Genomic DNA, 14,214 nt, shown 5'->3' with positions numbered 1-14,214 from the left:
AGACAACTCAATTTGCACAATAAAAATAGGCCCGTATATAGGCCTAATTTCATTATTTAATCTATGAATTGCTTGCTGAAAATGCAACTGCATTATCAAAGATAACTTCGCCATCTTTAATGACCTTATCAGCATGATTGATACCAAAATGATATAAAATATATTCGTAGTTCGGTGCATCCCAAATGACGATATTTGCCTTGTCACCTTTATTAATTGTGCCTGCATTACTATCAATAGCTTTTGCGGCATTCACAGTCACTGCATTCCATATTTCATTCGAAGATAATTTTAGTTTAAGTGATGCAATAGCCATGACAAGTTGTAAGTTATTCGTTACACAACTACCAGGGTTAAAGTCAGTAGCAATCGCAATGGCACCATTATTATCTATCATTCCTCTTGCGTCCGCATATTTATCTTTACCTAGATAGAATGTCGTACCTGGTAAAATAACAGCAACTGTATCACTATCATATAATTTTCGCTTACCTTCATCGCTTGATGCGACCAAATGATCGGCACTGATTGCATCTTCATCGATTGCTAATTCTAAACCACCCAACGGATCAATCTCGTCAGCATGTATTTTCACTCTAAAACCTGCTTCTTTAGCAGCTTCCATATATTTTTGAGACTCTTCAATTGTGAAGACGCCTGTTTCACAAAAAATATCAGCAAAGTCCGCATATTGTTTTGCTTCCGGTAACATCTCAATCATTTCATCTAAAAATGCTTGGTTAGATACAGCATTTTTAGGAATGGCATGAGGCCCTAAAAATGTATGTTTCATTTCTATATTATATTTTTCTGCTAATTGATTAGACACACGTAATTGTTTTAATTCGTTTTCTTTATTTAAACCGTAACCACTTTTAGCTTCAACTGTAAGCACACCATGTTGCATCATAGTTAGCAATTGTTTCTCGGCTTTTTTCAATAAATCTTCTTCTGCAGTATTACGCGTAGCTTCAACAGTTGAAAGTATTCCCCCACCTTGCTCTAATATTTCAAGATAAGATACACCTTGTCTTTTTAAAGACATTTCATGCTCTCTTGAACCACCATGAACTAAATGCGTATGCGCTTCAACTAATGCTGGCGAAACAACTCTATCACTACCGTCAATTGTTTCTTTCGCTTCATATTCATCAGTATATGCACCTGAGTAAACTATCTTACCGTCATTAACTACAACAGTTCCATTGTCAATCGTCGTCAATTCATCTAATTCTTTGCCTTTTAAAGGGCGATCGGTAGATTTAGGTAAGATTAGTTGTTTAATATTTTGTATTATTAAATCATTCATTATTGATCACCTTTTCTATCTATCATTGGAATTTTGACACCTTTTTCTTTAGCAACTTTAACCGCAGAGTCATAACCAGCATCTACATGTCGTGCAACACCCATACCTGGATCTGTAGTTAACACTCTTCCTAAACGTCTATCTGCGCGTTCTGAACCGTCAGCAACGACAACCATACCAGCGTGTAAAGAGTAGCCCATGCCTACACCTCCACCATGGTGGAATGAAATCCACGATCCACCAGCTGCTGTATTAATTAACGCATTAAGTACAGCCCAGTCTCCAACTGCATCCGAACCATCTTTCATACCTTCTGTCTCTCTATTAGGACTAGCTACAGAACCCGAGTCTAAGTGGTCACGTCCAATAACGATTGGCGCTGAAATTTCACCGTCACGTACTAATTTATTTAACGCTAATCCCATTTCTGCTCTTTCTCCATACCCTAACCAAGCGATACGAGAAGGTAAACCTTGGTATGCAATTTTCTCTGAAGCTAAATCTAACCATCGATTGAGTTTTTCATTATCTGGGAATAGCTTTCTCATTTCTTCATCTGCACGTTCAATGTCTTTAGGATCACCACTTAATGCTGCAAATCTAAATGGGCCTTTACCTTCACAAAATAGTGGTCTAATATAAGCTGGTACAAAACCTGGGAAATCAAACGCATTAGTCACCCCGTTATTATATGCAACTTGACGAATATTATTGCCATAGTCGAATGCAACCGCACCCTGTTTTTGAAATTCTAACATTAATGATACGTGCTTAGCCATTGAGGATTCAGACTCTTTTACATATGCTTTAGGATCATTTTCACGATATGTTTTCGCTTCTTCAACCGTATATCCTTGCGGTACGTAACCATTTAATGGGTCATGTGCACTTGTTTGGTCTGTAATAATATCGATTTTAAATTTTTTGTCTAAAATTTGTTGATGAACATCTACGGCATTACCTATAACTCCAATAGATAACGGACGACCTTCACTTCTAGCTTCATCAGCTAATTTCAATGCTTCATCTAAATCATCCGTCTTAACATCACAATATTTCGTTGCGATACGTTTATCAATTCTTGATTCATCAACATCAACCCCGATTACGACACCTTCGTTCATCGTTACAGCAAGCGGTTGCGCGCCTCCCATACCACCTAACCCTGCAGTTAATGTCACAGTCCCAGCTAGGCTACCTTCATAATGTTGATTCGCTAATTCTCCAAAAGTTTCGTACGTACCCTGCACAATACCTTGAGAACCAATATAAATCCAACTACCTGCCGTCATCTGACCATACATCATAAGCCCTTTTTTATCTAATTCATGGAAATGATCCCAATTTGCCCACTCTGGGACTAAGACAGAATTAGATAATAAAACTCTAGGTGCCTCTTCATGTGTTTTAAACACTGCAACTGGTTTACCAGATTGAACTAACATAGTTTCATCCGCTTCTAAATCACGTAACGTATTTTCTATGGCTTCAAATGCTTCCCAATTTCTAGCAGCTTTACCAATACCTCCATATACTACTAAATCTTCAGGTCGTTCAGCTACTTCTGGATCTAAATTGTTATAGAGCATTCTTAGTACTGCTTCTTGTTCCCAGCCCTTACACTCTAATTCTAATCCTTTTTTTGCTTGTATTTTTCTCATTAACAATCACTCCATCCCTTTGATTAATTGCTATTATCTATACAGTGTTTACACTATAACTAGATTTATTCCAAATTTACTAAACTAATTTGGTATTTGTTTACGTTATAGTGTAATTATATTATGCTTATTTATAACTTACCAATATAAATAAACTAATTATTTATAGCTTCAAGCTATAAATAATAAATGGGGCTTATTAATGAAAATCATTCAATTAGAATACTTTATCGCCGTAGTTAAGTATAACAACTTTACTCAAGCGGCTAAGTTTTTACATATTAGTCAACCTTCCTTAACGGCAACTATTAAAAAAATTGAAAGTGACTTAGGCTATGATTTGTTTACACGAACAACCAAAGATATAAAGATTACAGAAAGAGGTATTCAATTTTATAATTACGCTATAAAATTAGTACAAGAGTACCATCAAACTATGGAAAAAATGTATGACTTAAAAATGAGTGAATCTCCCAAAGTCAAACTCTCTATTTTAGAATCAACAAATCAATGGGTCTCACAAGCTATCGCAATGCATCGTAAGCAGTATGATGATCAAACATATTTAATTTCAGAAATACATAATCAAAATGATATATTGGCACACTTATTAAATTTTGAAGAGCACATTGCCTTATCAAACGAAAAAATTACACACGAAGCGATTCAATCTACGCCATTATACGAAGAATCTTATATGCTACTCGTACCTAACAATACTTTTAGTGAGCAACACATTACTATTAATGATTTGCCTTTAATATTACCTAAACAAGGTTCACAGGTTAGACTGCATCTTGATGATTACTTTAAACGCATGAATTTACATCCAAATATCGTATTAGAGGTAGATCGATTCAAAGCAGCCACAAATTTTGTACATAAAGGTTTAGGTTATGCCATTATACCTAGATTTTATTATCAATCGTTTAATGCTAGTCAATTAGACGCCATTAAGTTCGAACCTAACTTAGGACGCACCATATATATCAATTATTTAAAAAAAAGAAAGCACTCTTCAAGAGTACTTTCCTTAATAGATGTATTTTTAAGTTATTGGGATATCAATGTAAAAAATGATGAATAAAGTTAGCCGTTAATTTTGCGGTTCTATCATCAATATCATAAGCCGGATTCGTTTCAGCAATGCTTATTGTTGAAACTTTATCGCTAGGTATAATACGTTTGGCTAATTCTAGAACGATATTTGGATATAAGCCCAACACTGCAGGAGCACTTACGCCTGGTGCAAAAGCACTATCAACGACATCCATACACACCGTGAACATTATAACATCGTGATCATGCACAAATCGTTCGACTAAATCTTTTATTGGTGGTGACACTTGATGTAATAGTTCGTCTGAAAACACGTAGTCTATATTTCGTTGTTCGGCATAATCAAATAATGCTTGTGTATTACCGCCTTGTTGTATGCCTAAAACTAAATAAGCCGCATTATCGTCTTGCTCTAAAATTTGCCTGAAACTTGTACCTGAAGTAGAACCTTCAGCGATGCGTGTATCAAAATGCGCATCAATATTTATTACGCCAATAGATGAATCAGGATATGCCGCTCTAACTCCTAAATATTGAGCATATGCTATGTCATGACCGCCACCTAATAAAAATGTTTGCTTGTGGCGCTTAATTGATTGAGTAACTAGTTTTGCAAATTCTTCTTGTGTCTCTTCTAATGTTTCGTGATCATGAACTATATTTCCGTAATCAAATATTGGGCTGGAACGTAACACTGGTAAATTAGCAAATGCACTTTTTATAGCATTTGGTCCATCTTTAGCTCCTAAACGTCCATTATTTAATTCTACTCCTTTGTCCACTTCATAACCGAGTATACCTACACCTTCAGGTTGTGACTTAGCTGCCTTATCATTAAAATTGCCGAATTGAATTGTTTGAAAATGTCGAAACTGATTACTATCCGTTTCACTGTCAATTCTACCTGTCCAAAGCTCAGCATTTGGTAAATTATGCATACTCTTCCCCCTTTACCTAATTGAACACTTAAAGTATACGCTTACATTTTTGTGAATTCAATTCATAATCATTTAGTACCCCATTATTTATAAATTAATTAGTACACAATATATTAATATCTCAATTTTAGTGAAATTTAACCCTAAACTATTACAATTCAATGATATTTACTGCATTTAATTTATTTCTAGATATGTTAAATGTATAATTAGATGCGAATGAAATATTTAAAACCTAAATGGAGGTTACGTACATGGATAAGCAACGTATTCCAGGTTTTAGATGGGCGATGATGATTTTTATTTTTTATATCATTTCCTATGCATTACCTACGATACTTAAAGATTTTCAAGGCAAATTGCCATATAAATCTTTTGTTTTTGACTTAACTTATATTGCACCTTTTGTTGCAGTATTTGTATGTCTTATAATATTTGGAAGTAAAAGAGTCCAATTAAATGGTTTAAAATTCACGCTTGGACTGGATACAATTGTTAGACTTTTATTAGCTTTAATTATTCCACTAGTGATTTTTATTGTAGCAATGACTAGCTTTAATGTCTTTGCAGATAGTTTTATCTTATTACAAGCTGAGGATTTATCGGTGTCTATAACTACTGTAATTGTTGGGCAACTGGTTATGGCATTTTTAATAGAATTCGCGTTCCGTTCTTATTTACAAAACATAGTAGAAAATCGCGTTTATAATTTATTCGCATCAATTATTGTAGGCTTTTTATACGCATTGTGGAACATCAACCTAAGTTTCGGTTTAACATTTGCAATGTATAGTTTTCTATACGGATTTGCGTTCTCTCTAATTGTGGGTGAACTTATACGTGGTATGAAAGGACGTACAATTTATATAGCGACCGTTTTTCATTTTATTATGTCATTCGGACTCGTTTTCTTATTTAATGAAGAATTGGGCAATGTCTTTGCAATGAAAGTTGTCGCCTATTCGACAGTAGTAGTAGGTATAGTTTACTTAATATTAAGTATGATTGTACGAGTTATTCTTTATTTCTTCACCAGACGTAATTTTGATGAGATTGAAGAAAATAATTACATGGACCATCTAAATGATGAAGATGAAGTTGAATCTACCAAGGGTCATAAGACATCACATGACAATCATCACGATAAAGATCCAACAACTGAAACAGACAACAGAATAGAAGCACAAGTTACTAATGTAGATAAATTCGAAAGAGAAACAACTGCCACTGAGCAAATTACTACATCTGAAAGTGAAACATCACCTATTGTTGAAGATAATGTCACATCTGAAAGTGAAACATCACCTATTACTGAAGACACGCTTCAAAGAAATGATGTTTCGGTTGCTAAGGACGCTTCTAGAACTCAAGATGGGTCAGTAACACAAAATAATTTTATAGATAGCCAAGTCGATTCAGAACTTGACGCTTCTAATGATATTGATGATAGTCGAGTAACTTCAAATACTACAGAAAAAAAACATGAAACTGAGCACATTGAGCATTCGAACCTAAATCAAAATGTTGCAAATGATACTGAAACTACTTCATCAAAACATTTAAATAATGATGCACAAATGGATAATAATACGTCTAACTTGGACGAAGCACAATCAAACGAGCAAGAAGATTCAGAGCATAACGGTTCAACTAATGAATATCATCGTACTTCGTTCTTAACAAAACTTAAAAATCGTAATAGAAGATAAAAATAAGTTTTGTATATAAACATCTTTAACTAAAAAGTAAGCGTCAATTTCTATTAATATAATATAGAAATTGACGCTTTTCTTGTTTTTATGGAATTTGGTAACACATTGAGTTCCTATTTTTCTTATGTTTAACACCATTAAGACAAATCCAAGTTTATATTGGATTCTATTTATGCCTCAAACCGACATTCGAACAAAACCCAAAACAGGTGCTACAGCCATTATTGTACTTTGACCATAGCATTTTGCGTTTCTAAAAGCTTTTGATTAATTTGATATTTAATATTTCCCAATCGAAATGATTTATTCTAATACTCGTTTTTTCAGTTATGCGATCTAACAACAAATTGCTTATCAGCTTACAACATAATTTTTATACCTAAGGAACCTCGGTAATTTAGTCTAATGGCATTTATTAAATTAAAAGAAAGTGCCTTATTTTTTTGTAGTAAAAATCTATTAAAGTAAGCTAGGTTAGACTCAAGTTATGCCAGTAACGAGGGAACAAATTAATACAAGGCATTAAAATAAAAGTAGTACTAAAGTGATTTCAAAACAAAAATCATTTAAGTACTACTAATTTCGAATTTATGTACTAGACTCATTTTATTATTATTTATTTATAACTTTTACACCATTTTGAGTACCAACAATTACTTGATCAGCAATATCAATAAAATATCCTGTTTCAAGTACGCCTATTAAATGAATTAAATATTCATGAAAATCAGATGAGTTAATGTCATTATGTAATACGACATCTAATATATAATTTCCATTATCAGTAATAAATGGTACGTCGTCTACCATTCTACGCGTAACTTCGAGATTTCCATATGCTTGGATTTTTTTAGCAACGAGCAACCAATTAAATTTATCAACCTCGACAGGCAATTTAAAAGTTTCACCTAAGTAATCAACCATTTTAGATTCATCTACTAGAACTACAAACTTGTTGGCCATAGCATCAATAACTTTTTCTCTAAATAAAGCACCACCGCCACCTTTGATAAGATTTAAATTCGGATCCACTTCATCAGCACCATCAATAGCTACATCAATGCTAGTAGCATCATTTACTTCTATCACTTTGATACCGTGATTTTTAGCAATATATGCAGTTTTATTCGAAGTGCAAACACCTGTTATATTTAGTTGCTCCGATTTAATTTTTTCAGCTAGCTGTGGAATCAATAATTCAATTGTAGAACCTGAGCCAATACCAATAACCATACCATCTTTTATTTGTTGCAATGCATCGTTAAATGTAATTATTTTTAACTGTTTCTTATCCATAATGCTGCCCCTTTGTAACTATAATTGTAATACCTTTATTGTACATGAGAATAAAAAAAATATATAGCTAAAGTCATTGTTATATTTAATTATAAAAAATCACTATACTGTGGATTTACCCATATCAATCTCTTCATTAATACAAACATTTCATATATAATGAGCGTAAACTATTGATTGGAGAACAACTTATGATTTATGAAGTTGAAGCAATTTGTACAGGCAAAGTTGTAGATTTAAATTATAGCAGTAAACGACCAATGCGTTCCGCACTGAATAAGACACCTTTTACAGGTTCTATTTGGTTATCACTAACTGGCTTTACTCAAGATGAGCAAGAATATAAAGACCATGGTGGTCCTGATAAGGCAGTTTGTTTATTTAACAAATCAAACTATAGTATGTGGAAAGATGATGTTGACCAACTTCCTACTTATGCCATGTTTGGTGAAAATTTAACTGTGACTAACTTAGACGAACGTGAAGCCTATTTTGGTAATCAATATCAATTAGGTGAAGCAATAATAGAAATATCCGAAATTAGAGAACCATGTTGGAAAATTCAAACTAAATATCAAATTCCTGATTTAGTTAAACGCATGTCAACATCTGGCAAAACTGGTTTTTATTTCCGTGTTATTCAAGAAGGCTATGTTACTGTCGAGGACAATCTAAAACTTATAAAAACAGCCGAAAAAGAAACTAAATTATCTGTATACGAACTGAATGACATTTATTATAATGATCGTAAAAATGCATCGCGCCTTCATTACGCAATTAAAAACCCCTATATTACTAATAATAGAAAAGAAAAACTCCAACGTTTACTATCTCGTGCACAACAACATTAAAAAGTATGAACTTAGTGAACACCACTAACTTCATACTTTTTGTTTATATTTCTTTTTCAAAAATCTTATAAGATGTTTTAGAGTAAAATGGCTTATTTGCGTCAATTATCGATTGGGCATTTTCACCTACTAAATTAATATCATTTGGTATACATTGAGTTTCAAGCGTAAATCCAGAATGCGGTTTATAAATGTTAAAATTACTTTGCCAACTTGAAGTGTCATTGAATGTAAAAACAACAACGTTTGGCATATCTGTTTCGACTTTTAATAAAAAGTGCTTATTTTCTATCGTCATTTGACCTTCATCAATTTCAAAAGGATGGTCTAAACCTTTATAGCGATTCATTTGCCGTTGTAATACAGGATGATCCGCTTCGAAAATATCTTTAAACTTAATTTTGTTATTGCCAAAATACTGTTTTAAGTCAATTGGCTCTAAACTACTGACTAAATTGTCATCGCCCAATGGATACATGGCTAATTTATCGCTATTGATATAATGATTATCGATAATATTATTATCTCTATTTAAATTAAAATAAACATGATTCATTGGATTGAATAGTGTTTTTTCTGAAGCAACTGCTTCATATTCAATCGTCCATTTATGTTCCACATTATATGTATGTGTGACCTTTAATTCTATATTACCTGGGAAATTATCTTCTTCACTTGTAATAGTTGTTGTAAAAATGATTTTGATTTGACCAACTTGTTCAACAATTTCATACTCAAAAAATCTACTATCAAGACCATTAGGTCCACCATGAATATTGTTAGACTCATCATTTTGATCTAATGTATAGGTTTTGCCATCTAATTCAAAAGTAGCATTGGCAATTCTACCACTGTAACGTCCTATTGTAGCACCAAATTTAAATGGGTTTTCTTGATAAAATTCATCTGCTTCAACAATGTTCCCCAAAACTATACTATTATCATCAAATTTCCATGAAACAATACGTGCACCATAATTAGAAAATACAATTGTGGTTTCTTGGTTGTCAATTTTTATCAATTCTATACCGTTACGCTGTTTTTCTACTTTTGCAAACATGTTTAATACTCCCTTTCACACTAATCACCTTCATCAACAAATATTTTTGTTAATTAACAATTATACCGATGAATAGATAATTGATATACCGCATATTTTTAAAATGCTTCAATATAATAATATACAACACGAGGCAACTATTAAGTTGTTCTTACTTCTTTTTACTATTCCCTTATACATACGTCTTTCAATTAAAAAACATACAAGCAATAAATAACTTGTGGTGTATGCCTGTATGTTTTCATTTTATATTTATAAGTAACATTGTAACAATTTTACTAAAAATAAATCTATACATTTTATAAATTCACACAAATATTTAGCCTCGGTTAAATAAACGTTTCATAGATGCTTTAACACTTCTATCAAAACTTAAAATACTGTCCTTATAACTTCGAATCGCAATCCATAATAGTATTACGCCTGTGATCAGTGATATTATTACACTCAAGACAATTTCCCATATTTCAACGTTCGGGGATGATGAACGTACAAACATAACGAATGGAGATAACATCGGAATAAAACTAGTAATTTTAGTTATTAACGCATCAGGGTTCCAAACACTATATAACGATACATATAAGCCAATCATACTAAGCAATGACATTGGCATAATCGATTGGTTAATATCTTCAATTCGTGATGTAATTGCACCTAATATAGCTGCTAAGAAAACATAAGAAAGTACGCCTACTATTAAATTAATAATACCTACTATTATAATTTGCGTAGTTAACGTGCCTGGATGTACATCAAATCCATCAAACATTTCTTTAACGTCAAATGCAATATATGAAATTAACGCAACAATAACGAATATGGCTATCTGCGTTAATGCCACTGCTATAACGCCAGCTATTTTAGCTAGTATATGCGTCATTGGAGAAACGCTTGTTATAATCATTTCGATTACTCGAGATGTCTTTTCTGTCGCAATTTCCATTGCTATTTGGTTGGCATAATTGATAATGATAAAGAACAATAACATGATGCCAGCATAAACGACTATCATATTAAATGTTTTTTGTGCTTCTGATAAATTCTTATTGTGTTGTTGATCAGATATCATCTGAGTAGATACATTACTCTGAGCTTGTAAAGATTTTAACTCTGAAGGCGACAAATTCAAATTAGATGCCATGATTTGAGTTTGTATTGTCGACAAAACAGCTTGATACTTTTGTTCTTTTTGCGCAGATACTGTGTCACGACTTAAAATTTTACCGTTTATTTTATTATCTGATAAATTTGCAACATAGGCTTCATCCATTTTTTTATTTCTTATATCTTTTTTAGCTTTATTTTTTGATACTTTTTGGAATGTAGCATCATCATCAAGTTGTTTTTCTTGTGATTTAACAGCTTTGTATAGATTATCATTATTTGTAACAATACCTATTTTATTTCCACCATTATTAAATAAATCAATAATTTTATTAATGTTTCCTGCTGCCAAGATTAATATCACAACAATACCAGTAAAAATTAAAAATGATTTTGCTTTCACTTTGTTTCTGTAGGTTAATGCAAAAGTAGCAAAAAATCTATCCATTATAATCACCTACTTTATCTATGAAAATTTCATTTAAAGAAGGTTCTACAACTTGAAAACGCTTAACAAAACCATAGCTTACAACTACTTGGTAAATGTTTTCAGCTATATTTTCATTTTCTATCGTTACCTTAATTTCACGCTTATTGCGTTCCACATTTAATACGCCTTCTATTGACTCTAGTTCAGGCATTTGATGCGAACTTTCTATCATAACACTCTTATTACCGTGATTTGCTTTTACTTCATCAATTTGGCCTGCAACAACTAATTGACCATTATTTAAAATGCACACATCGTCACATAATTCTTCTACATGTTCCATTCTATGAGAACTATAAATAATAGTAGTACCTTGGTCGTTTAATTCCTTAACTGCAGATTTTAATAGTTCGACATTGACCGGATCTAAACCACTGAAAGGTTCGTCTAAGATTAATAATTGTGGTTGATGTATCATACTAGCCAATAGTTGAATTTTTTGTTGATTCCCTTTTGACAAAGCCTCTATTTTTTTGTCTCTATTCTGAACGATATCAAATCTATTTAGCCAATAATCAATCGCTTTTTTAATATCTTTTGACTTCATTCCTTTTAATGTAGCTAAATAAAATAACTCATCATACACTTTCATTTTAGGATGTAATCCACGTTCTTCGGGTAAATAACCAACGTAGTCATATTGTTTTTTATCAATTTTTTTTCCTTTATAAGTAATTTGACCATGAGTTATCGGCGTTAACCCTAAAATCATTCTAAATGTCGTTGTTTTACCTGCACCATTTCGCCCAAGGAAACCGAGCATCTTACCTTCTTCTAACGTCAAAGAAACACTGTCGACAGCTGTAAATGCTTTATACTTTTTGGTAACGTCTTCTATACGCAGAGTCATTACACATCTTCTCCTTATATATCTATTTATAATTGTCTTGAAATTAATTATGTATTTATTCTGCTTAAACTAATTACATCATAGCACTTTCAAGTAAACAAAAGAATAGTTTACTGAAATTTTACGAGTTGTACAACTTTACAGTATCAAATGTAAGCACTATCATTAATTTACAATCTTTATTTTAATTTTAATTATTTACCCACATAAGGAGGATTTACCCGATATGAGTTACAGTATTGGTATAGATTATGGTACAGCTTCTGGAAGAGTATTTTTAGTAGATACTTCTGACGGAACTATAGTTTCTAGTTACATTAAAGAATACCCTCATGGTACAATTTCCAGTTCATTAAACGGTAAAAAATTGCCGCAGAATTATTTTTTACAACATGCGGAGGATTATACTCAAATTCTAGAACAAGGTGTAACTCATGTGTTAAATGACAGTAATGTTGATCTTGACGAGGTTATTGGTATAGGCATTGATTTTACAAGTTGTACAATCGTTTTTTTAGATGACAATTTCCAACCTTTACATACTAAACCAGAATTCGAAAACAACCCACATTCATATGTTAAATTGTGGAAACATCACGGCGCACAAGAGCAAGCAGATATGATGAATGAGGTCAGTGCTCAATATAACAAACAATGGCTAAATAACTATGGTCATAGCGTAAACTGTGAATGGATGATTCCAAAAATATTAGAAGTTAAACAACAAGCACCTGAAATTTTAGACGCAACTTCATATATAATGGAGGCTGGGGACTATCTGGTTTGTTTATTAACAAATAATAATTTGCGTTCTAATTGTGGTATTGGCTTTAAAGGATTTTATAATGAACAAGATGGCTTTAATTATGATTTCTTCAAAGCAGTTGATAATGAATTACCTCAAATCGTGAAAGAAAAATGTGAAGCTCCAGTAATTAAAATTGGAGAAAGTGCTGGTTCACTTAGTAAGTATTATCAAGATCTATGGAACTTAAACTCTAACGTACAGATTTCTCCTTACATTATAGATGCACATTCTGGTGTCTTAGGTGTAGGATCAATCCACCAAGGTGAATTCACACCAGTAATTGGAACGAGTACTTGTCATTTAATGTTAGATGCTAAACAAGCACCTATACCTGCAATAACAGGTTCAGTCAAAGATGCTATTATACCTGGTTTATATGCTTACGAAGCCGGCCAAGCAGCTGTGGGTGATTTATTTAACTATTCTGCTCAACATGCGCCAAAGTCTATTGTTGATGAAGCAGAACGCCAAAATATTTCAGTATTAGAACATCTTGAAAATTTAGCTAGTGATATAGATATTGAAGACCAACATGTTACCGTTTTAGATTGGCACAATGGTAATCGCAGTATTTTAAGTGACAGTCAGCTAACAGGGAGCATTTTCGGTTTGACGTTACAAACGCCATTTGCAATGATTCACCGTGCACATATAGAAGCTACTGCATTTGGCACAAAATTAATCATGCAACAATTTGAGAATAATGATATTCCCGTGCATACAGTGTTTGCTTCAGGAGGGATTCCTAAAAAAAGCAACCTTCTTGTAGACATTTACGCCAATGTTTTAAATAAAGAAGTTGTCGTATTAGATTCAAGTAATGCCACTGCATTAGGTGCTGCAATGCTTGGAGCGAATATTGGGGGAGCTTACCCTGACTTAGAAACTACAGTTCAAAATATGAAGCAAGCAGTGCTATATCGCAAACAACCTGATCCAGAAAAAGTAACAGCATATGAACGTTTGTTTAAAAAGTACAAATCTTTACATGATTTATTAGGAAGACAAAACCCAACATTATCTTATATTTAGTTTCATACAGTAACTTTAATAATTGTTAAAAGACCTAAATA

Annotated in this window: 11 protein-coding genes; 4 read left to right on the top strand and 7 right to left on the bottom strand. The window is 32.6% G+C overall.

Going from position 1 to position 14,214, the window contains the following annotated elements; genetic code table 11:
• Window positions 1-61 precede the first annotated feature (61 nt).
• Both hutI and hutU read right to left on the bottom strand, forming a co-directional pair.
• Complete coding sequence (hutI, locus tag ISP02_RS02675) at window positions 62-1,309, bottom strand: imidazolonepropionase (RefSeq protein WP_195720132.1); 1,248 nt, start codon at window positions 1,307-1,309, stop codon at window positions 62-64.
• A complete protein-coding gene (gene hutU, locus ISP02_RS02670; RefSeq protein WP_195720131.1) occupies window positions 1,309-2,970 on the bottom strand; it encodes a urocanate hydratase in 1,662 nt (553 codons plus the stop codon). Before hutU ends, hutI begins: the two co-directional genes overlap by 1 nt.
• Window positions 2,971-3,172: 202 nt before the next feature.
• Here hutU and ISP02_RS02665 point away from each other — a divergent pair, with 202 nt between their 5' ends.
• A complete protein-coding gene (locus ISP02_RS02665; RefSeq protein WP_195720130.1) occupies window positions 3,173-4,057 on the top strand; it encodes a LysR family transcriptional regulator in 885 nt (294 codons plus the stop codon).
• On the opposite strand, the gene hutG is transcribed toward ISP02_RS02665, so the two are convergent.
• Window positions 4,035-4,967, bottom strand: a complete 933-nt coding sequence (gene hutG / locus ISP02_RS02660) for a formimidoylglutamase (RefSeq protein WP_195720129.1) — start codon at window positions 4,965-4,967, stop codon at window positions 4,035-4,037. The genes ISP02_RS02665 and hutG overlap by 23 nt on opposite strands.
• Window positions 4,968-5,221: 254 nt before the next feature.
• On the opposite strand from hutG, the gene ISP02_RS02655 reads away from it, so the two are divergent.
• On the top strand, window positions 5,222-6,676 hold the full coding sequence (locus ISP02_RS02655) for a CPBP family intramembrane glutamic endopeptidase (RefSeq protein ID WP_195720128.1): 1,455 nt from the start codon (window positions 5,222-5,224) through the stop codon (window positions 6,674-6,676).
• Window positions 6,677-7,291: 615 nt separating this feature from the next.
• Here the strand turns inward: ISP02_RS02655 and ISP02_RS02650 are convergent.
• The gene (locus tag ISP02_RS02650; RefSeq protein ID WP_195721811.1) at window positions 7,292-7,978 is read right to left on the bottom strand and encodes a ribose 5-phosphate isomerase A; all 687 of its coding nucleotides are present in this window, start codon (window positions 7,976-7,978) and stop codon (window positions 7,292-7,294) included.
• A gap of 191 nt (window positions 7,979-8,169) precedes the next feature.
• Here ISP02_RS02650 and ISP02_RS02645 point away from each other — a divergent pair, with 191 nt between their 5' ends.
• Entirely contained in the window at window positions 8,170-8,826 is a 657-nt protein-coding gene (locus ISP02_RS02645; RefSeq protein WP_195721810.1) for an MOSC domain-containing protein, read from the top strand.
• Window positions 8,827-8,869: 43 nt separating this feature from the next.
• On the opposite strand, the gene ISP02_RS02640 is transcribed toward ISP02_RS02645, so the two are convergent.
• The 3 genes from ISP02_RS02640 to ISP02_RS02630 all read right to left on the bottom strand — a co-directional run bounded on the left by ISP02_RS02640 (window position 8,870) and on the right by ISP02_RS02630 (window position 12,333).
• Window positions 8,870-9,886 (bottom strand): aldose epimerase family protein, encoded by a 1,017-nt coding sequence (locus tag ISP02_RS02640; protein ID WP_195720127.1) that lies wholly within the window; start codon window positions 9,884-9,886, stop codon window positions 8,870-8,872.
• A gap of 319 nt (window positions 9,887-10,205) precedes the next feature.
• On the bottom strand, window positions 10,206-11,441 hold the full coding sequence (locus ISP02_RS02635) for an ABC transporter permease (RefSeq protein WP_195720126.1): 1,236 nt from the start codon (window positions 11,439-11,441) through the stop codon (window positions 10,206-10,208).
• On the bottom strand, window positions 11,434-12,333 hold the full coding sequence (locus tag ISP02_RS02630) for an ABC transporter ATP-binding protein (RefSeq protein ID WP_195720125.1): 900 nt from the start codon (window positions 12,331-12,333) through the stop codon (window positions 11,434-11,436). Before ISP02_RS02630 ends, ISP02_RS02635 begins: the two co-directional genes overlap by 8 nt.
• Before the next feature lie 226 nt (window positions 12,334-12,559).
• Between ISP02_RS02630 and ISP02_RS02625 the strand changes: the two genes are divergently transcribed.
• Window positions 12,560-14,173: a ribulokinase gene (locus ISP02_RS02625; RefSeq protein ID WP_195720124.1), complete on the top strand. Its 1,614-nt coding sequence runs from the start codon at window positions 12,560-12,562 to the stop codon at window positions 14,171-14,173.
• Window positions 14,174-14,214: the final 41 nt, after the last annotated feature.

The organism is Staphylococcus durrellii (assembly GCF_015594545.1).
GTDB classification, from domain to species: Bacteria; Bacillota; Bacilli; order Staphylococcales; family Staphylococcaceae; genus Staphylococcus; species Staphylococcus durrellii.
Note: the sequence above shows the minus strand (reverse complement) of the source record. Positions and strands in the feature narration are given on the sequence as shown.

Coding starts and splice junctions, on each gene's coding strand:
- hutI (WP_195720132.1), bottom strand. CDS start 1,309: ATGAATGATTTAATAATACAAAATATTAAACAACTAATCTTACCTAAA.
- hutU (WP_195720131.1), bottom strand. CDS start 2,970: ATGAGAAAAATACAAGCAAAAAAAGGATTAGAATTAGAGTGTAAGGGC.
- ISP02_RS02665 (WP_195720130.1), top strand. CDS start 3,173: ATGAAAATCATTCAATTAGAATACTTTATCGCCGTAGTTAAGTATAAC.
- hutG (WP_195720129.1), bottom strand. CDS start 4,967: ATGCATAATTTACCAAATGCTGAGCTTTGGACAGGTAGAATTGACAGT.
- ISP02_RS02655 (WP_195720128.1), top strand. CDS start 5,222: ATGGATAAGCAACGTATTCCAGGTTTTAGATGGGCGATGATGATTTTT.
- ISP02_RS02640 (WP_195720127.1), bottom strand. CDS start 9,886: ATGTTTGCAAAAGTAGAAAAACAGCGTAACGGTATAGAATTGATAAAA.
- ISP02_RS02635 (WP_195720126.1), bottom strand. CDS start 11,441: ATGGATAGATTTTTTGCTACTTTTGCATTAACCTACAGAAACAAAGTG.
- ISP02_RS02630 (WP_195720125.1), bottom strand. CDS start 12,333: ATGACTCTGCGTATAGAAGACGTTACCAAAAAGTATAAAGCATTTACA.
- ISP02_RS02625 (WP_195720124.1), top strand. CDS start 12,560: ATGAGTTACAGTATTGGTATAGATTATGGTACAGCTTCTGGAAGAGTA.